Raw genomic sequence first — 18,062 nt, 5'->3', positions numbered from 1 at the left:
GCACTTTATAAATAAGTAGACGTATTTAGACAGGCTTTGCCTTTAAAGGCAAGTCAGGATGATATATTTCAACCATCCCGATTAAAAATTACAGCTAAATCTATACTCATCACCTATAGATTTAGCTAACCCATATATCTTCGTTGGTAATTGGGATGATGCCGTAAGGGTTATTTGCTGTATCATTTTTATAAGAGGCGTGTTTTATGACGTCGAAGTTGACGGTTTTTTGAAATGATGACAGTTGGTATAGGCGCTTCGCATAGCTCCAAAGATTTGGAAAGTCTGTTAGGCGTTTTAGGCTACATCTATGCAAGATATGATAAACTAAATCAAACCTGATTAGTGTTGAAAAAAGATTGATATCAGAGATGCAAATAGATGGACCAAGAAGGTATTCATGCTCTGATAATCTATCATCTAGTATTCGCATAACTTCGAAAACACCCTGAACAGCTTCTTCATAAGCTTCTTGTGATTGAGAGAAGCCAGCACGATAAACGCCAGTACTAAATTTGGTATGTATTTCTGTATTCAGGCATTGAATATCATCTAATCGATCTGCAGGAAAAAGCGAGAATTTTGGAAACTTCTTAAGTGCTTTTGAAAAGTCATCAAGAAATTTAACAATTTCACTGGATTCATTACATAAGATTCTTTGTTCCAAATTATCCCATAACAAAGGAACTGTTACGCGCCCTGAATAATTAGGATTGGTTTCTGTGTATAATTGGTGCAAATGAATAGCTGAAAAGTTGGCATTGAAGTTACAAACTTGCCCATCATCCAAAGCGTAGCCTTCCACCCTTTCACCATGTGCGATATGGATGTGAAAATAGTCTGATAACTCCAACAAATTGTAACTGATCAAACAGCGTTGGGACCACGGACAACTGTTTGAACCAATAATCCAATATCTAGTTTCAGGTTGAGACGCATTTTCAATAATCGATTGAATAAGTGTTTCTTTATCTTCGATTGCGGTGAATAGAGAAGATGGACTATTATATCTACCATCATTTATGTATTGATTCTCAATTGTCCATTTTCCATCAATTAACATTCCCATTTTATTTCCTTTCTATTGTATGAAGCAAATATAGATAAATTCTGAAGATAAATCTGGTTTGGAAATTTTAAATAATGGTGTATAAAATAGACCATTATGAAATCATTACCGTTAAATTCCCTATACGCTTATTGGCATGTTTATTCCCAAGGTGGCATTCGTGCAGCCGCACGTGTCTTAGAGGTCAGCCATTCGTCCGTATTACGTCATGTAAAAGAATTGGAGATGTGGTGCGGTGCTTCTCTAATAGAAACAAGGCCAAATTCGAAATCGCTTATCTTTACCCAAAAGGGAAAGCAATTAGGTGACAGCGTAAGCAAATTCTTCCCGCCTTTTGAGAGTAATTTGATCAAGTTGAAGGAAGAAAAGCATTCCAATCAGGTTATTATCTCAACGACACCATCGATTGCCTCCCGATGGCTTATGGCTAAGCTGCCAGACTTTCAAAAACAATATCCAAATATTGAGATACATATCCGTTTGGATCAAAAGGTTGAGAATTTCAAGGTCGGTGAATTTGATATTGCCATACGTATGGGGCGTGGTGGCTGGGATGAGCCTTATGAACAGCCTTTAATGGATGACTGTCTAATTCCAGCCTCTAACAGGCAAGACACGTATCGAGATAAACACGATCTAATGACTGTGCCGCTTATTCATGATGGCGACCCTGAAGGGAGTTGGCATTCTTGGTTTGAAAAATACTTACCAGAAATATTTGGAACTGCGGCAGGACGGAAACAAAGTAAGTCTGGGCCGATATATGCATCTTCGGATTTGGTGATCCGTGCGGCCATGGCCGGAGATGGTGTCGCGTTGGTGAGAGAACAATTATGTCGCGATGAACTCAAACAAGGGATATTAGTGGATCTTTTCCCGGAGGAACATGTGCCGTTGAAAGATGCCTATTGGCTGGTTGGTGCACAACCGCATCATCAATCAAAAGCAACTCGGCTCGTATGGGAATGGTTGTTAAAAACTGCTTCTTAAACGAAAACGGGACCCCGATATCTCAAGGTCCCGTTTAAATTCGTACCAACAAGGTTACCGTAAGGCTAACGCCTTAGTGCAATTTGTTAGCCAAACCTTCGATAGCTGCATCTTGAAGTGCATCACCGGATTTACCGGATAGTTGCTCTGTCAAGATTTCACGAGAAGCAGTCATCGCCATATCAACAGCCAGGTTACGAACTTCGTTGATTGCCGCTTGTTCAGCTTGTGCAATCTTGTCTTTCGCCTGTTGTTCGCGACGTGAAAGGGTTTCGTCCAGAGTTTTCTGAGCGTTTACCTTCATTGATTCAACTTCAGACTTAGCATTAGCAACAATTGCTTCCGCTTGTTGAGTTGCGTCACGTTGCTTCTTTTGAAGCTCTGCCAAGGCAGCTTGTGCTTCTTCTTTCAGCTTCTCAGCTGTTTCCAGTTCTTCGCGAATGGCTTTACCGCGTGCAGTTGCAGCTTCTGCAATTGCACCACGTAATTTCCATACTACGAGAAGGACAAAGATAACAAAGGCAACAGCAGTCCAGAATGTTGGATCATTTAACAACTTATCCATGACTACCTACCTTATGCGTCTTTAGCGGCATCAAGTGCCTTGTCCAAAGCTTTTGCATCCGCTGCTGTACCGGAGAGCTTCTCCACAACAGATGCAGCAACCTCTGTTGCAACTTCGCGAACAGAAGCCATAGCTTGTTCACGAGCAGCAGAAATACGCTTCTCAGCTTCTTCAGCTTGTGAAGCCATGTCGGCTTCAAAAGCATCCATACGCTTTTGTTGAGCTTGCGCAATTTCATCAGCAGCTTTTGCCAAAACGGCATGTGCTTCCGCACGTGCATCTGCAAGAGCTTTGTCCAGGTCTTCCTGAACTTTCTCTGCATCTGCTTTCAACTGCTCTGCTTTTTCAAGGTCGCCGGTTAGTTTTTGTTGACGATTGGCAAGTGTTTCACCAACACGTGGCAACGCAACTTTCCACATAACCAAGAAAAGAATTGCAAAAGAAACAGCCAGCCAGAAGATCTGACTAGGGTAACTTGTGGGGTCCAGCTGCGGCATACCGCCAGCTGCTTGTGCAGCTGCAGGCATTACAACTGCTGTCGCAGCTGTTATCCGCAGAAGAGTATTTTTAATATTCGCCATATTGCCGGCTCCCAAGTCTTGTTCGTTAGAAAATTGCTTCGAATGATTTGGATCGAAATCTAAATATCCGAAACGAAAGTGTTTCTTAACCGAACAGGATTAGGAACGCGATTACCAACGCGAAAAGACCTACAGCCTCTACCAAGGCGAAGCCCAACATACCCAATGGGAATACTTTTGGTTGAACCGCTGGGTTACGAGCGATAGATGCGATCAAAGAGGAGAAGATGTTACCAATACCGATACCAACACCGAAAAGACCAATGACAGCCAAGCCAGCGCCGATCATTTTTGCAGCTTCTAGTTCCATTTTAAAAATTCCTTATCAGTTGGATTGACGGGGGATTCAGTTTTAGGCCCGACCAATCACGGTTGTAAAAAAAGAGTTAACAGTCCACCAAATCTTAGTGAAGGTGGATGCTGTCGTTCAAATACAAGCATGTGAGAATGGTAAACACATATGCTTGCAAGAAAGCTACCAGTACCTCAAAACCGGTAAGTACAACTACCATGCCAAGCGGGAGAATCCCGAATAAGCCTAGAGCTGCAACAAATCCTGCGAATACTTTCAACAGCATGTGACCCGCAACCATATTGGCGCAAAGACGTACTGCTAAACTCACAGGACGAGATAGATATGAGATCAACTCAATCGGTACCATTACAGGGATCATATAAGCAGGAACCCCATGTGGAACGAACAAGCCAAAGAATTTAAATCCATGGCGGAACAAACCAACAAGGGTTACACCTGTCACAACAAATGCACCCATTGCAAAAGTTGCAATGATGTGACTTGTGAAGGTGAAGCTATATGGAATGAGACCCAGTAAGTTACCGAAAAAGACGAACATGAACAAAGTAAAGATGAATGGGAAGAATTTACGGCCTTCATCACCCACATTGTCTTTAATCATACCCGAGATAAACTCATACACTGACTCAGCCAGTGATTGCCAAGGACCAGGAACCAACTCGCGTCGGTTCATGCCAACAATCATGAAAATTGAAACCGCAGCAACGGTAATCAACATCCATAGACTGGAGTTAGTGAATGTGTGGAAAGGCATTTCAGATAGAGAAGCACCAGCTTCTGCACCCAAAACCTTAATTTCGAATTGTGCGATAGGACCAGCCACGTTGCACTCTCACTTTTTCACTAGCGTTACTGTTAAAGCCGGGGAAGTTTTTATGCCCGACTCGCTCGCGCTATAAATTCAAAAGTTTTTAGAGCATCCCCGAAAGAAAGCTTCCAACCCCTCATGAATTAGACGTTTTATCCTGTTCTTCTTCTGCCTTTTCCTGTTGGTCTTTATAACCAATAGTCATATCCATGCCGTTTACCACACGATAAACATTCATGAATCCAGATGCAGATCCAAACAAGAAGAATATGATCAAAAACAATGGTTTGGTATCAAGCCATGTATCTAATGCATATCCAATTCCGACACCAATAAGAAGTGCCGCCACGAATTCTGTGCCAATCCGTACCGCAAAGCTGAGACCTTTATTATCGATCTCATTTTTTTCAGCTCTCTTCTTAATTTTTTGCATGGTCGGTGAGGCGGCTTTCGCTTCCTCAATTTTCCGGCCAAGTTCATCAAGATCTGAACCGTCCTTGCCGTTGGACATAGATGAATTATCCTTGCACAAAAAAGGCGGCGCAAAATATTACGCCGAAATCGCGCGCACTTTAGGAATTCTTACATCGAAAGTCAAGGATTTCAGTGGTTGTAAATAAAAGATTAGATTTCTAATTTATTTATGCTAATAAGGCTTTAATTTTTAAGTATTATTTTTGATTAGAAGGTGCTACTATAGATGGAAAGCTATCTTATTCTTGATTGGCACCTGAAGAACAACGATAGGGCGGGGATTAATTTATAAATGCTCAAAAACTATAAGATTTCTCATAAAATCTATGCGCTGTTAGCCGTTAGTATATTAGTGACGATAACAATTTCGTCTTACGCTATCTACCAGATGACTTCCATTGGTAAGGAAATTGAAGAAATTGCCGAAGAGGATATGCCTCTTACCAAGCAAATTACGGCGATTACAATTCATCAATTGGAACAGGCTATTTTATTCGAACGTGGCATTGCGCTGGGATTTGAAATGGAGAAAGAGCCATCGATTCGTGTGAAGTTTGATAAGCTATATCGTACTTTTGAAGGCTTAACCAAGTCCGTCCAACAAGAAATTATTGATACTGAAGAACGTGTTGAATTAGCGATTGAACATGTGGCAGGGACCGCGGCGGAAGCAGAATTTAAAACGCTATTAGCGGTCTTAAAGAATGTTGAAAAAGAGCATGACGAATATGACAAACTTGCTTTGGACATGCTTCAGAAGGTTTCAAATAGTGAATGGGATGCGGTGATCAAGGGAACTGAAAAAATTCAAGTCCTTGAAGATCAAATCGATCACGAACTGGAAACGGCGCTGCATGAGATTGAAGCCTTTACTGAACAGGCTTTGTTAACAGCGGAAAGTCATGAAAAATCAACTCTATATACGTTAACAGTATTAAGTATTGTTTCAATCGTTGGATCTTTGGTAATTGGCATCAGTTTAGTGACAACGACCACATTGCAAATTTCATCCATGGTGGACGCGATGAAAGAATTGGCGAAGAAGAATATGGATATCCGTATTCCAGGGCTTGGTCGAAATACTGAAATTGGTCATATGGCTGATGCAGTTGAAATTTTCCGCGAAAACATGATCAAGGCAGATGAGTTGGCAGAGAAGGATCGTCAAGTTCAGGAAATGGCTGCCAAACGCGCCGCTTATATTGAAGAATTGAGTTTGAATTTTGATCGGGATGTTGCGGATGCCATCCGATATGTTTCGGAAAATGCCGAGTTGATGAAAGGTACTGCGGAGGCGATGAAAGGAATCGCAGTCTCTACGTCTGAACGGTCAGTTGTTGTATCCTCTGCAGCCAATGAGGCGGCAACCAATGTGCAAACTGTTGCGTCTGCAGCGGAACAGTTAACAGCGTCTATTCGTGAGATTAGCCATCAAGTTGCGATTTCGGCACAAATTTCTACCAATGCAACTGGTCAGGCAGATGCAATTGCACAACAAATTAAAGGTTTGGATGAAGCGGCGCAAAAAATCGGCGATGTCATGGGGCTGATTAGCGAGATTGCTGATCAAACTAACTTACTTGCTTTGAATGCGACTATTGAAGCGGCGCGTGCTGGGGAAGCTGGTAAAGGATTTGCTGTTGTTGCCAATGAAGTGAAAAACTTGGCCAACCAAACTGCGAATGCAACCGGGGAAATTGATACGCAGATTACGCAAGTACAATCTGCAACTAAGGAAGCCGTGAAGGCCATTGGTGAAGTTGTTGGGACGGTTGGTCAGTTAAACGAAACTTCCAGTGGCGTTGCAAGTGCAATTGAAGAACAAGAAGCCGCAACTGGTGAAATTGCGATGAATGTGGAACAAGCCGCACGTGGAACACAGGAAGTGACCGATACCATTACGGAAGTAAGTGTTGCCGCCAATAAAACAGGTGAAGCTTCCATGAATGTGTTGGAGATTTCAGAGGCATTGTTGGAAAAGTCAGATTTTTTAACCAGCCAAATTCAAACATTCCTACAGAAAGTCAGAGAAGCATAAAAGTGGCTCTCTCCGTTTGGTGAAAATGGCTCTTCCTTGGGAAGGGCCATTTTTTTATGGTGCGATGAAAATCTAGGAGGCAGTCATGTATATTCCATCCCATTTTAAAGAGGATAGTGTTGAAAAGGCATATGAGATTATCGATCAATATGGCTTTGCTACACTAGTGTCGCCACATGTTAGTGTGACGGAAGATATGCCTTATGTTACACATCTTCCATTTTTGAGAGATGGTAATGTTTTATTAGGGCATTTAGCTCGTCCAAATAAACACTGGAAGCGATTTGATAATGAGGTGGCACATACAGTGATCTTCCAAGGTGCGCATGGTTATATTTCTCCACGTTGGTATCAAAATGAAGATCAGGTGCCGACTTGGGCTTATGCGACTGTTCATGTAACAGGTGTCATCCAGCTTATCGAAGAGATGGATGAGATTAATAGTCTTATGGAAAAAATATCAGCCCAATATGAAGGTGCCGCAGGATGGAAACCATCGAAGGTGGATCCCAAAAAATATGAAGCACTAAAACGTGGAATTGTCTGTTTTAAAATGGAGATGTCGGATATTCAGTGTAAGCTGAAACTGAACCAGAATAAATCTGAGTTGGATCAAAATTCCGTACTATCTGTCCTGAAGGAACAAGGAACGGAGCCTGCGTTGGTTCAGGAAATTAGCAATCTCATGGCTTCAAATTAAATGCATCAATCATGATCGGTGATTGGCGAAGTCGGGCGCCTATATATAGGGCGCCATATTTTGTTAGGTGGCCTCCATCGTATGATATTAGGCGGTTTTGTGTATCAAAGATTGGACATGAATTTGTTGAATCGCAAACAAATTCGGGAATATCTAAAATATATGGAATATCTAGTTTTTTTATAAATTCGTTCAATTTATTCACGTCATCCGGAGCTTTTTGCCGAAAACTCGATCGTTTTGTTTTCGGCATATATAAAAGCTCTTGTGGGTTAATATGCCCAAATCCTTTTGTAGTAGCGAGCACGATATCGGCATCTGTGATCGCATCAAGATTATCGTAGGTTTCCTGCAAATAGGGGAGGTGCCATTGTGCCCAGGAAGAGACTAAAAATATATAATCGGCCTTTTGGGTTAACTGTATAAGTTTCTTATCTTTATACCCTGGATGGAGATAGCAATCATGACTTTGAAAATGCGAGATATCACGATTGGTGTAAAGGTTTCCACAATTACCAGGTATTGTATATGTCACAATATTTACACTTCGTTCGTAATTATTTTCATAAAGCATATTTACGAAATCTTTAGCATAGCTATCCCCGATAATAAGAATATTTTGTTTAGTGTTTTCTTCAGGGAAAGATTGTTCGGAAAGTATGTTAAACTGTTTATCAACATATTTTCCTTCCTCCACGTAATTTAACGACGCTAGATATTGATCTTCAACATGGAAGCGGTGGAGGGCACCTTTCGAGTAATATCCAGCTGCTCCAAGGCAAATCAAAAATAGTAAGCTTGTGATTGAAAGTGTTAATGTGGACCGTTGTGTTAAACGGTACTCTTTTGATCTAAAGGGCTGCTCAATATATTTCCAGCTAAGAACAGCAAGGACGAAAGTTAATACAATCAACAAAGTAATTGCGAAATCTGTAAGATGACTCGGTGATAAAATGCGTGCAAAAGCAAATATAGGTTGATGCCACAAATATGCGCTATAGCTAACCAATCCAATAGCTACAAAAGCTTTCAGAGAGAGGAATTTGGAGATAATGGTATCGCTTTTTGCATACAGAATAATTAAAGCGGTTCCGATCACTGGCAATAGGGTATAGACGGATGGGAAAGGTGTTGTCTTATCATATAAGAAGATAGACAGGATGATACAAATGAAGCCAATGAGAGCTAATGAATTATGCCCTGTGATATTCTTCCTATGTAACATAAATGCACAAATGCAGCCTATCAGTAATTCCCATGCGCGAGTGGGGGCTAGGTAAAAATTTGCAACGGGATTAAACCGCCAACCATATTCAGCAATGGCAAAACTACTCAAAGTGCCTAGAATGATAAGCCATAACGCCCATTGTTTTCGAAAACGCCAAACCAGCAGAAGGAATATTGGAAAGATAAGATAGAACTGTTCTTCGATCGCCAGGCTCCAGGTATGAAGCAGTGGGTTTTCCTCGGCAGACCGGGCAAAATAATTAACTTCGGTCCAAAAGAAGATGTTAGAGACAAAGAGGCCTACAGCGATAATTGTCTTAGATATTTCTTCTAATTTGAATGGTAATGTGAAGAAATATCCAAATATTAGAATTGAAAGAGAAACCGCAACAAGTGCAGGTAGGATTCGCTTTGCGCGACGTTCATAAAAACGTAGAATAGAAAAATCGCCCTGTTCGAGTTCCTTCAACAAAATAGAGGTGATTAGATAGCCACTGATAACAAAGAAGATATCAACACCAACATAACCACCGCTGAAAATTTGAAAGCCAGCGTGAAATAAGATGACTGGAATTACTGCTATAGCACGTAAGCCATCTATTTCAGGACGATACTGCATTTAATTTGGTATCTTTACATTCTTACACGTTAAAACGGAAGTTAAAGATGTCACCATCTTTCGCGAGGTATTCTTTGCCTTCCAGACGCATTTTACCAGCTTCTTTTACTGCGGCTTCGCTACCTGCATCGATATAGTCGTTATAAGCAGTTGTTTCAGCGCAGATAAAGCCACGTTCAAAATCGGTATGAATCACGCCAGCAGCATTTGGTGCCGTTGCGCCGTTTTTCACGTTCCATGCGCGTGCTTCTTTCGGACCGACAGTGAAGAAGGTGATTTGATCAAGAAGTTGATAACCTGCGCGGATGACACGAGCCAGACCTGTTTCTTCCAAGCCTAGATCTGCCAAAAATTCAGATTTTTCTTCTTCTGTTTCCATTTGCGCAATTTCAGCTTCGATCGCTGCAGAAATAACAACAGAACCACAACCTTGTTCTTCTGCCCATGCTGCAACCTTGGCGGACAACTCATTACCTTCTGACGCAGAATCTTCCTCTACATTACATACATAAAGAACAGGTTTAGATGTGATAAGTTGCATGCGTTTTAGACGTGGTTTTTCATCTTCGTCAATTTCCATAGCACGTACAGGTTTACCGTCGCGAAGAACGTCCAGACAACGTTCCATTAATTCGATATCAGCTTTTGCTTCTTTATCGCCACCACGTAGTTTCTTAGTTAGGTTTGCGACACGTTTTTCAAGGCTTTCCATGTCGGAGAGCATCAATTCAGTTTCAACCACATCCGCATCGCGGATCGGATCAACAGAACCATCCACATGTGTAATATCGCCATCTTCAAAGCAACGTAAAACATGGCAAATTGCATCTACTTCACGAATATTTCCAAGGAACTGGTTGCCTAGACCTTCACCTTTTGAGGCACCCTTTACAAGACCGGCGATGTCTACAAATTCTAATTGTGTTGGGATTACTTTTTGGGACCCTGCTAAAGCCGCTAGCTTGTCCAAACGAATGTCCGGTACAGATACACGACCTGTGTTCGGCTCAATCGTACAGAAAGGATAGTTTGCAGATTCAGCTGCTTGTGTTTGTGTTAATGCGTTGAAAAGCGTAGATTTACCAACATTTGGAAGACCAACAATACCGCAATTAAAACCCATGGTTTTGATCCTTTATTGATTAGGACAGAGCATAATCTCTGTACAGGAGCCAATTGGCCCAGCTCATTTATGAATTATTTAACTTGTCTTTTGCTTTTTGAAAAGCCGCGGCTAAACCGGATAAGGTAGGTTTAGCCTCTTCTGTTTGTTTTTGTTGAGGTGAAACTTTTTGAGGGGCGCTATTTTTTGCAGCAGCCAACGCATCTTTTGTTTCTGATTTCTTTTGATTGGCAGGTGGATTCATAATGACACTAACTTTGGTCATGAATTTCCCGCTGCCTTTATTGATATCTTCTGCCTCTAGTAACTCTGGTAACGCATCAATTACTGCATCAATCTGTCTATTAATCAGATCGCGATCCTGTTTTCCAAAGTCACCCAACACATAATTGGAAACTTTATTTTTATCACCGGGATGACCTATCCCTAAACGAATGCGAGTATAATCTTTGCCGATATGGGCATCCATGCTACGTAGACCATTATGCCCACCATGGCCGCCTGCAAATTTTACTTTTAAACGGCCAGGCTGAATATCCAGTTCATCATAAATGACAAAGACGTCTTGCGATTCCAATTTGTAGAAACGCATGGCTTCGCCAACAGCTTGGCCTGAATTATTCATATATGTATGCGGCTTGAGAAGCAGAACTTTCTCTGTTCCGATACGACCTTCGGAAACCATACCTTGGAAACGAGATTTCCAAGGGCCAAAAGAAGAATGGCGGCGAACGAGTTCGTCCACCGCCATAAAACCGATATTGTGGCGGTTGTTTTCATATTTCGGGCCAGGATTGCCCAAACCAACCAGCAACAACATAAAGTCTTACTCTTCAGATGCAGCTTCTTCTGCTTCACCTTCTTCTTCTGCATCATCAGCAGAAGCCGCGCCTTTAGGTGCTGCGATATTCACAACAACTGGATCACGGTCGGTAATTGCAGAGGTAACACCTTTTGGCATATCAATATCGGAGATACGGATTGTATCGCCAACTTGAGCTGTCGCCAAATCAAGTGTGAATTCAGAAGGAACGTCTGTTGCAGCACAGATAACTTCAACTTCGTGACGTACGTAGCTGATGATACCGCCCGCTTTAACACCTTCACAGGAATCTTCGTTCAAGAAAACAACAGGAACGGATACGTGAAGTGTTGTGTTTTTACCAGCACGCACGAAATCAACGTGCAATACTTGATCAGAAACTGGGTGGAACTGAACGTCGCGAACCAAAGCTTTTTCTTTAGAACCACCTTCAACGTCAACTGTATAAACAGTAGAGAAGAAGTGGCCGCTTTCTAGACCTTTCCAGATTACACGTGGATCAACAGACACCATAGATGGGTCTTTGTTGTCACCGTAAATTACACATGGTACGAGGCCTTCACGACGGATAGCGCGAGCTGCCCCCTTACCTGCTCGTTCCCGCTTGACAGCTGGGATCACAGAAATATCACTCATGGAAATCTCCTAATAAATGAGTGTTAAAACATAGGGCATATTTTATAAAATTACCCTTAGGTTTAAGGTCCAACCTCCAGGGGTGTTAGACCATGGCGCGGCTTATAAGGAAAAGTCGGGCAAAATGCAACCTTAATTTGTTTAATACCCATATATAAAAAGGGCCGCATTAGAATGCGACCCTGAATATTTTCGTAGAAGGAAAATACTGCCTTATTCGAAAAGAGAAGAGACAGATTTTTCTTCATAAATGCGTTTAATTGCTTCAGCCAATAATGGAGCAACAGGAACTTGTTGAATATTATGGCTAGCACGCATCGCTTCAGTGGCTTGAATAGAATCTGTAACAACCAATGCTTCTAATGGAGAGGATGCCACGCGGGCAACCGCACCACCTGATAAAACACCATGGGTTACATAAGCACTCACAGATTTCGCGCCAGCATCTTTCAATGCTTTGGCTGCATTACATAATGTACCAGCACTATCAACAATATCGTCAATCAAGATACAGCTGCGACCTTCCGGGTCACCGATAATATTCATGACTTCGGAGACACCCGCTTTTTCACGACGTTTATCGATGATTGCCAAGTCGCAATCCAAACGTTTTGCCAAAGCGCGTGCACGTACAACACCACCAACATCCGGGGATACAACCAACGGCGTATCATCTTCTGAAAGCTGGCTTTTCAAATGTGTGTGCAAAACAGGTAATGCAAATAAGTTATCTGTCGGGATATCGAAGAAACCTTGAATTTGTCCTGCGTGCAAATCGATGGTTAAAACACGATCCGCACCTGCTGTCTCGATCAGGTTTGCAACTAATTTTGCAGAAATTGGTGTGCGAGGTCCGGTTTTACGATCCTGACGGGCATAACCGAAGTAAGGGATCACAGCTGTAATACGACGGGCAGAGCCACGTTTTAAAGCATCAATCATTACCAACAATTCCATGAAGTTATCGTTGGTTGGGAAACTTGTTGGCTGAACAACAAATACATCTTCGCCACGTACATTTTCCAGGATCTCTACAAAGATTTCCATGTCGGAGAAACGACGGATAGAAGCTTTTGTAAGAGGTACACCTAGATAGGCAGAGATGGATTCAGCAAGAGGGCGGTTGGCGTTACCAGAGAGGATTTTCATGAAAGTATCACTCTTTATTTAGTAGGGCAGCTACTTCAACGGGCAGGTGCCTAGGTTTTGATCCTGACGAAAATGCCTGATGCATTATCAACAATGCTGGATCACTGCAAATTCCGAGTCCTCCTATAGCAAAGATGAGGATAATTTGTAAACGACTCTTCGTGCTGATTCAGATGAAAAAGTGAATCTTTTTGACGGTTAGGAAAATTATAGTTCGAATGTGACTAATTTGCTCTTTGTAATAGAAGTTCATCTAACGTTAATGCAGCATCCTGAACAACCCCAACAGCAATGATATATGCTGTATCGCCCCAACGTTCGTTCAGTTGGCCATGAGGGATATTATTTTGCTGCTTTATGCTTCGCAATTCATTTCCAAGATGGTCTTGAAAAAGCCAATCAATCCGCACTTGGTCTTGGGTTTCGTCTAACTGTTTAACGAGAATAGCGCCAGAAATAACCAGATCTGCACGGGCGGTGTCCTCTACAATTTTGATACGCGCTTTTTTCAAGATCGAGATGATATTGCGTTTTAGGGCAACATTACCGTCACCGGGCGCGCCTGCTATCCTCAATAATTTAACACTTATATTATTAAGATTTTGTTGTTTGTTGATGGCGTCAATCACATCGGGCTTTAAGGTGATAGCAATTTCTAGGGCTATTTGATCTGCAAGGCGTTTTTCTATCGCTTCTTTTGAAACATCCTCCAGTATAGGGATGACAGTTTCTTTGGTGCTTAATTCATCATATTCATTGTCGAAGAAGTCCCAGACATACCGTATTTCTCTCTCTTTATGCACAATGCTGCCGGATAAATGATAACCCATATCAAGGCTATCCGTTTGCGTGACTGGGATATTATATTCTGCCAGACGTTCCATCAGGAAAAATGCAAAGCGTTGATCGTCTTCATTATCACTTGTTTGATAATAGATACCACGGGCATCATCAGGAATAATTAAGATGTTGGAAAGTTTTTCATTTTCAGTTTGCGCTTTATACGGGCGAGGGATTTCACCGCAAGCTGCAATCATGAAAACGCACAGTATCGCAAGGAAATGTTTAAACAACGAAGAAGCATCCTGCGATCATTGCTAGAAAGAAAAAAGCAAATAACTGGATTAGCCAAGGCATAAATTGATCCTCTATTTTGCGAGTGAAATCGCTGAGATTTGGCGACCATAGTCGGGTTCTTTTGCTAAAGTGGTGCGACGATAGCTATAAAACAAGTCTTCGTTTTCTCTAGTATCCCAATCCAATTTTGTAAAAGAAGCCAGATTAAGAGTTGCAAGTTTGTCTAGAATAAAGCTGGGAAGATCAAACATAGAATGGCGAGGACGTTCACTAGGGCTGAAATATTTTGTGTTACCTGAATCGGCTGTAACAAACTCAACAACGAATTCGGAACCGACTTCATAAGAATGTTGATGAATGCAGGGGCCTAAAACAGCCTTGATATTGCTGCGATTAGCACCCAGTTTTTCCATGGCGTTCACAGTATTCTCCATAACCCCGCCAATAGCGCCTTTCCAGCCTGCATGGCAGGCACCAATCACGGATGCTTTTTCGTCCGCGAAAAGAACAGGACCGCAATCTGCGGTGAGGATACCAAGTGCTATATCATCGCGTTTTGTCGCAAAGCCGTCGGCTTTTGGACGTTGCATACTGTTCCATACCTCTAGATCAGGTTTACTATCAATTGTCACGACCTCAGCGGAATGAATTTGATAAAGGCTTAAAAGATGGCCGGAAGCCACCTTTAATTTGCCTGCAACACGATTACGGTTTTCTTGAACTTTATCAGGATTGTCATTGGAACCACTACCGCAGTTTAGTCCTTTATAGATACCTTCACTGATGCCACCACCACGCGTGAAAAAACCATGGTTTATGCCATCCAGTTTTAAACTATCATCTGTAAGAATATGTTTGGCTTCAATCATCAAAATTTATCCTGCTTCAAATCCGGCTAGGGAAGGGCCATCAGCGGCGCGTATCGCTAAAACCTTAAACAAGCTGCCCATTTCTTCATTATCGGTCAAGCGTTTGAGTGCGCTAGCAATATCTTGTTTTTGCTTCTCATTCCCATTGGCAGCAAGTTGGGCCGCACGCGCTTCAATTCCCATTCTTTGTAAAAACAAACCTTGTTCTAATAATGGCAAACTTTCACATCCAATGCGATTAAAGGCATTGGCTATCGCTTGAAAATCAACATGTGCTGTTAAGTCAGCCTCACCACAATGGTCCAGACAGTCACAGAATTCATGGTCTTTCAGGGCCTGAAAACTATCGCCTGTTGCCGATTGCGCATATCCATAGTCAATGAATAGACCAACGCCATTGCTGCGGGCAATATGGTCGGCCATGATTTCGGCTAACGTTATCGAAATAGGGCTCACTTCGGCGATACTACCTGTTTCTGCTTCCTTAATAACCATTTCAGAAAGCATGGCATCCAAATTGGTTTTTCTTGCATTTAAGCTCCAAGCAAACCCTTTGCTCTCATCATCCCAAACAATTACACGTTCACGCCATCCAACGTCCGTTTTCAGTAACTGCTGAATCGGAAGTGCATCAAAAAACTCATTGGCGACAAAAAATTGTGGAGAATCAGTTGTGGGATCAGGCAGAGTGTTCAGGTTTTCATGCCATTCAACTGAGTATTCATCTAACGTTTGTTTTTGTACTTGGCGAAGAGCAGGGCTGGTTTCGATTAAATGGATGCGCAGACTATCTTGAAAACCCGGTGCCATTTTAGTCGCACGTAGGATATCTGACATTAAAGTACCACGCCCCGGGCCGCATTCTATGAGATGGCATTCTTTTGGACTGCCTCTATCTATCCAGGCTTGAGCAAACCAAAGCCCGATTAATTCCCCAAACATTTGAGATATTTCGGGGGCTGTAATGAAATCGCCACTTTTACCAAAAGGATCCCGAGTGATGTAATATCCATATTCTGGATGCCCAAGACATAGCCCCATATAATCGGCGACAGACATCGGGCCCGTGCCTTCAATATGTTGACGAATGACATGGGCAAGCGGTGTCATAAACTAAGCTTTCTTCTTTGATTTTTTTGAAGTGGTGTTTTTCTTTAATGTTTTACCTTCTTCAATTGGGTTCTTGTAGGCGCGCCATATTAAATACCCACCATAAAGGGCCATTGGAACGGATAACCATTGCCCCCAAGTGGTGTTGAACGGTAAACCTGTTGTTAGAACTTCAGGTTCACGGAAAACTTCACCAATGGCACGTGCAATACAATATCCGATTAAGAACAGGCCTGAAATTAATCCCGGACGTTGGCGAGCGTTCAAGAATTTATACGCGCCGAATGTCACAAGAAATAATAATAAACCTTCCATTGCTGCTTCATAGAGCTGACTTGCATGGCGTGGTTCCGGTCCCGCACGAGGGAAGATAACCGCCCATGATACATCCGTTACGCGCCCCCAGAGTTCCTGATTGATAAAATTAGCAATACGGCCAAAGAATAAACCAACAGGGGCTACGATCGCAGCAACATCAGCAAGCCAGAAAAACTTGAGTTTGTGTTTTTTGGCAAATAGATACATGGCGCCAATCACACCAAGTAATCCACCATGGAATGCCATGCCACCTTCCCAAACATAAAGAATTTCTATGGGATTACTTAAATAATAACCTGGATAATAAAACAAGATATGACCAAGGCGGCCGCCGAGAATGACACCGAATACCGCCCAGGTGAGGAATTGATCAATATGGTCTGGTTTCAAAAGATGAGGCGGACGTCCTGCGACGCGCATGCCGTATCGCCAAGCAAAAACAAGACCTGTGATATAGGCAAGTGCATACCAACGAATTTCAATAGGACCAAGAGCTAATGCCACCGGATCAATTTCAGGGAAGTGGAAGGGGCCCATCTGCTAACCTTATCTTTCTTTATCTGACGCGAAGTGGAACTTCTTAACGATACCAATCTTCTGTTGCTAAATATTTACGGACATATTCACCGACACCATCTTCCAAGGATGTGCCGTTATGGTTATACCCTTCGGCACGAAGTTTCTGCATATTGGCTTCAGTGAAATACTGATAATGTTTACGAATATGTTCTGGTGTGTCGCGATAGCTGATCTTTGGGGCCATATCCATAGCCTTAAAGACAGCTAGAGCAAGATCCTTGAAGCTTCGCGCTTTCCCGCTACCACAGTTAAAGATACCGGATGTTTGATGGTTTTCATAAAGCCAAAGCATCACATTTATCACATCACCTACCCATACGAAGTCACGCATCTGTCCGCCGTCTTCATAATCGGGATGATGCGATTTAAATAAAACCGCTTCCCCATCTTGTTTGATTTTGTTGAAAAGCTGAACGGCTACAGATTCTTGTCCGCCTTTATGATATTCATTTGGGCCATAGACATTAAAGAATTTCAGACCTGCCCATTGGCGTGGGGCATAGCCCGCTGCAGCCATTTGTATAGCGCGTTGATCTGATATCTTCTTTGACCAGCCATAGGGATTGAGTGGTTGTAATTTATTAATTGCCTCAAGGCTTTGATCATCCTCAAAACCAAGTTTGCCATCTCCATATGTTGCAGCGGAAGAGGCATAGATTAAACGTGCTTGATTGCGTGCGCACCAGTCCCAAAGGTTTTGAGTGAATTGTACATTATTGCGCCAGATGAAATCTGCGTCGGTTTCTGTTGTGGTTGAGATTGCCCCTAAATGGAAAATGCAATCCACATTTTGACCGTTACTTTCAAGCCATTCCATCAAATTATCGGGGTTAATGATGTCGGCAACATTATGTTTTGCGATGTTTTTCCATTTGCCGCCATTACGTAAGCGATCACAAACAATGATTGGGCCAATGCCTTTATCTGATAATTCACCTACAAGGTAAGAGCCAATAAAACCTGCGCCGCCGGTCACAATAATCATGAAATT

The 18,062-nt window shown here is 42.3% G+C and carries 19 protein-coding genes; 3 read left to right on the top strand and 16 right to left on the bottom strand.

Annotated elements, in window-relative coordinates:
• Positions 1–121: 121 nt before the first annotated feature.
• A complete protein-coding gene (locus ACOQOA_RS06670; protein ID WP_420547868.1) occupies positions 122–1,069 on the bottom strand; it encodes a glutathione S-transferase C-terminal domain-containing protein in 948 nt (315 codons plus the stop codon).
• 96 nt (positions 1,070–1,165) lie between these two features.
• Between ACOQOA_RS06670 and ACOQOA_RS06665 the strand changes: the two genes are divergently transcribed.
• Positions 1,166–2,059 (top strand): LysR substrate-binding domain-containing protein, encoded by an 894-nt coding sequence (locus tag ACOQOA_RS06665; protein WP_420547867.1) that lies wholly within the window; start codon positions 1,166–1,168, stop codon positions 2,057–2,059.
• Between the two features lie 73 nt (positions 2,060–2,132).
• Here ACOQOA_RS06665 and ACOQOA_RS06660 read toward each other — a convergent pair whose 3' ends face one another.
• The 5 genes from ACOQOA_RS06660 to ACOQOA_RS06640 form a co-directional block, all read right to left on the bottom strand.
• Positions 2,133–2,624, bottom strand: coding sequence for a F0F1 ATP synthase subunit B (locus ACOQOA_RS06660; protein ID WP_155153029.1), 492 nt, complete (start codon positions 2,622–2,624; stop codon positions 2,133–2,135).
• Between the two features lie 11 nt (positions 2,625–2,635).
• Positions 2,636–3,205, bottom strand: a complete 570-nt coding sequence (locus ACOQOA_RS06655) for a F0F1 ATP synthase subunit B' (protein ID WP_420547866.1) — start codon at positions 3,203–3,205, stop codon at positions 2,636–2,638.
• 85 nt (positions 3,206–3,290) lie between these two features.
• Positions 3,291–3,515: an ATP synthase subunit C family protein gene (locus ACOQOA_RS06650; protein ID WP_155153031.1), complete on the bottom strand. Its 225-nt coding sequence runs from the start codon at positions 3,513–3,515 to the stop codon at positions 3,291–3,293.
• A 94-nt stretch (positions 3,516–3,609) separates the two neighbouring features.
• Positions 3,610–4,344 (bottom strand): F0F1 ATP synthase subunit A, encoded by a 735-nt coding sequence (locus ACOQOA_RS06645; RefSeq protein WP_420547865.1) that lies wholly within the window; start codon positions 4,342–4,344, stop codon positions 3,610–3,612.
• A 121-nt stretch (positions 4,345–4,465) separates the two neighbouring features.
• Entirely contained in the window at positions 4,466–4,840 is a 375-nt protein-coding gene (locus tag ACOQOA_RS06640; RefSeq protein ID WP_420547864.1) for an AtpZ/AtpI family protein, read from the bottom strand.
• 255 nt (positions 4,841–5,095) lie between these two features.
• Between ACOQOA_RS06640 and ACOQOA_RS06635 the strand changes: the two genes are divergently transcribed.
• Positions 5,096–6,841, top strand: coding sequence for a methyl-accepting chemotaxis protein (locus ACOQOA_RS06635; protein WP_420547863.1), 1,746 nt, complete (start codon positions 5,096–5,098; stop codon positions 6,839–6,841).
• 85 nt (positions 6,842–6,926) lie between these two features.
• Positions 6,927–7,541 carry an FMN-binding negative transcriptional regulator gene (locus tag ACOQOA_RS06630; RefSeq protein ID WP_420547862.1) on the top strand — a complete coding sequence of 205 codons (615 nt, stop codon included), beginning with the start codon at positions 6,927–6,929 and terminating at the stop codon, positions 7,539–7,541.
• On the opposite strand, the gene ACOQOA_RS06625 is transcribed toward ACOQOA_RS06630, so the two are convergent.
• The 10 genes from ACOQOA_RS06625 to rfaD all read right to left on the bottom strand — a co-directional run bounded on the left by ACOQOA_RS06625 (position 7,525) and on the right by rfaD (position 18,056).
• Positions 7,525–9,387, bottom strand: coding sequence for an acyltransferase family protein (locus ACOQOA_RS06625; protein ID WP_420547861.1), 1,863 nt, complete (start codon positions 9,385–9,387; stop codon positions 7,525–7,527). The two genes, ACOQOA_RS06630 and ACOQOA_RS06625, sit on opposite strands and share 17 nt — an antisense overlap.
• A 22-nt stretch (positions 9,388–9,409) precedes the next feature.
• Positions 9,410–10,510 (bottom strand): redox-regulated ATPase YchF, encoded by a 1,101-nt coding sequence (gene ychF / locus ACOQOA_RS06620; RefSeq protein ID WP_420547860.1) that lies wholly within the window; start codon positions 10,508–10,510, stop codon positions 9,410–9,412.
• Positions 10,511–10,577: 67 nt separating this feature from the next.
• Positions 10,578–11,330 carry an aminoacyl-tRNA hydrolase gene (gene pth / locus ACOQOA_RS06615; protein WP_420547859.1) on the bottom strand — a complete coding sequence of 251 codons (753 nt, stop codon included), beginning with the start codon at positions 11,328–11,330 and terminating at the stop codon, positions 10,578–10,580.
• 6 nt (positions 11,331–11,336) lie between these two features.
• The gene (locus ACOQOA_RS06610) at positions 11,337–11,969 is read right to left on the bottom strand and encodes a 50S ribosomal protein L25/general stress protein Ctc (protein ID WP_420547858.1); all 633 of its coding nucleotides are present in this window, start codon (positions 11,967–11,969) and stop codon (positions 11,337–11,339) included.
• Between the two features lie 213 nt (positions 11,970–12,182).
• Entirely contained in the window at positions 12,183–13,118 is a 936-nt protein-coding gene (locus tag ACOQOA_RS06605; RefSeq protein ID WP_420547857.1) for a ribose-phosphate pyrophosphokinase, read from the bottom strand.
• Between the two features lie 224 nt (positions 13,119–13,342).
• On the bottom strand, positions 13,343–14,155 hold the full coding sequence (locus ACOQOA_RS06600) for a hypothetical protein (protein ID WP_420547856.1): 813 nt from the start codon (positions 14,153–14,155) through the stop codon (positions 13,343–13,345).
• Positions 14,156–14,266: 111 nt separating this feature from the next.
• On the bottom strand, positions 14,267–15,064 hold the full coding sequence (gene pgeF, locus ACOQOA_RS06595; protein ID WP_420547855.1) for a peptidoglycan editing factor PgeF: 798 nt from the start codon (positions 15,062–15,064) through the stop codon (positions 14,267–14,269).
• Between the two features lie 6 nt (positions 15,065–15,070).
• Positions 15,071–16,174, bottom strand: coding sequence for a class I SAM-dependent methyltransferase (locus ACOQOA_RS06590; RefSeq protein ID WP_420547854.1), 1,104 nt, complete (start codon positions 16,172–16,174; stop codon positions 15,071–15,073).
• A gap of 3 nt (positions 16,175–16,177) precedes the next feature.
• The gene (lgt, locus tag ACOQOA_RS06585; protein WP_420547853.1) at positions 16,178–17,029 is read right to left on the bottom strand and encodes a prolipoprotein diacylglyceryl transferase; all 852 of its coding nucleotides are present in this window, start codon (positions 17,027–17,029) and stop codon (positions 16,178–16,180) included.
• A 43-nt stretch (positions 17,030–17,072) separates the two neighbouring features.
• A complete protein-coding gene (gene rfaD / locus ACOQOA_RS06580) occupies positions 17,073–18,056 on the bottom strand; it encodes an ADP-glyceromanno-heptose 6-epimerase (protein ID WP_420547852.1) in 984 nt (327 codons plus the stop codon).
• Between the last annotated feature and the right edge of the window lie 6 nt (positions 18,057–18,062).

This window comes from Curvivirga sp., assembly GCF_965219885.1.
Taxonomy (GTDB): Bacteria; Pseudomonadota; Alphaproteobacteria; order UBA8366; family Aestuariispiraceae; genus Curvivirga.
This window is presented reverse-complemented; position numbering and strand designations above follow the sequence as displayed.

Coding starts and splice junctions, on each gene's coding strand:
- ACOQOA_RS06670 (WP_420547868.1), bottom strand. CDS start 1,069: ATGGGAATGTTAATTGATGGAAAATGGACAATTGAGAATCAATACATA.
- ACOQOA_RS06665 (WP_420547867.1), top strand. CDS start 1,166: ATGAAATCATTACCGTTAAATTCCCTATACGCTTATTGGCATGTTTAT.
- ACOQOA_RS06660 (WP_155153029.1), bottom strand. CDS start 2,624: ATGGATAAGTTGTTAAATGATCCAACATTCTGGACTGCTGTTGCCTTT.
- ACOQOA_RS06655 (WP_420547866.1), bottom strand. CDS start 3,205: ATGGCGAATATTAAAAATACTCTTCTGCGGATAACAGCTGCGACAGCA.
- ACOQOA_RS06650 (WP_155153031.1), bottom strand. CDS start 3,515: ATGGAACTAGAAGCTGCAAAAATGATCGGCGCTGGCTTGGCTGTCATT.
- ACOQOA_RS06640 (WP_420547864.1), bottom strand. CDS start 4,840: ATGTCCAACGGCAAGGACGGTTCAGATCTTGATGAACTTGGCCGGAAA.
- ACOQOA_RS06635 (WP_420547863.1), top strand. CDS start 5,096: ATGCTCAAAAACTATAAGATTTCTCATAAAATCTATGCGCTGTTAGCC.
- ACOQOA_RS06630 (WP_420547862.1), top strand. CDS start 6,927: ATGTATATTCCATCCCATTTTAAAGAGGATAGTGTTGAAAAGGCATAT.
- ACOQOA_RS06625 (WP_420547861.1), bottom strand. CDS start 9,387: ATGCAGTATCGTCCTGAAATAGATGGCTTACGTGCTATAGCAGTAATT.
- ychF (WP_420547860.1), bottom strand. CDS start 10,510: ATGGGTTTTAATTGCGGTATTGTTGGTCTTCCAAATGTTGGTAAATCT.
- pth (WP_420547859.1), bottom strand. CDS start 11,330: ATGTTGTTGCTGGTTGGTTTGGGCAATCCTGGCCCGAAATATGAAAAC.
- ACOQOA_RS06610 (WP_420547858.1), bottom strand. CDS start 11,969: ATGAGTGATATTTCTGTGATCCCAGCTGTCAAGCGGGAACGAGCAGGT.
- ACOQOA_RS06605 (WP_420547857.1), bottom strand. CDS start 13,118: ATGAAAATCCTCTCTGGTAACGCCAACCGCCCTCTTGCTGAATCCATC.
- ACOQOA_RS06600 (WP_420547856.1), bottom strand. CDS start 14,155: ATGATTGCAGCTTGCGGTGAAATCCCTCGCCCGTATAAAGCGCAAACT.
- pgeF (WP_420547855.1), bottom strand. CDS start 15,064: ATGATTGAAGCCAAACATATTCTTACAGATGATAGTTTAAAACTGGAT.
- ACOQOA_RS06590 (WP_420547854.1), bottom strand. CDS start 16,174: ATGACACCGCTTGCCCATGTCATTCGTCAACATATTGAAGGCACGGGC.
- lgt (WP_420547853.1), bottom strand. CDS start 17,029: ATGGGCCCCTTCCACTTCCCTGAAATTGATCCGGTGGCATTAGCTCTT.
- rfaD (WP_420547852.1), bottom strand. CDS start 18,056: ATGATTATTGTGACCGGCGGCGCAGGTTTTATTGGCTCTTACCTTGTA.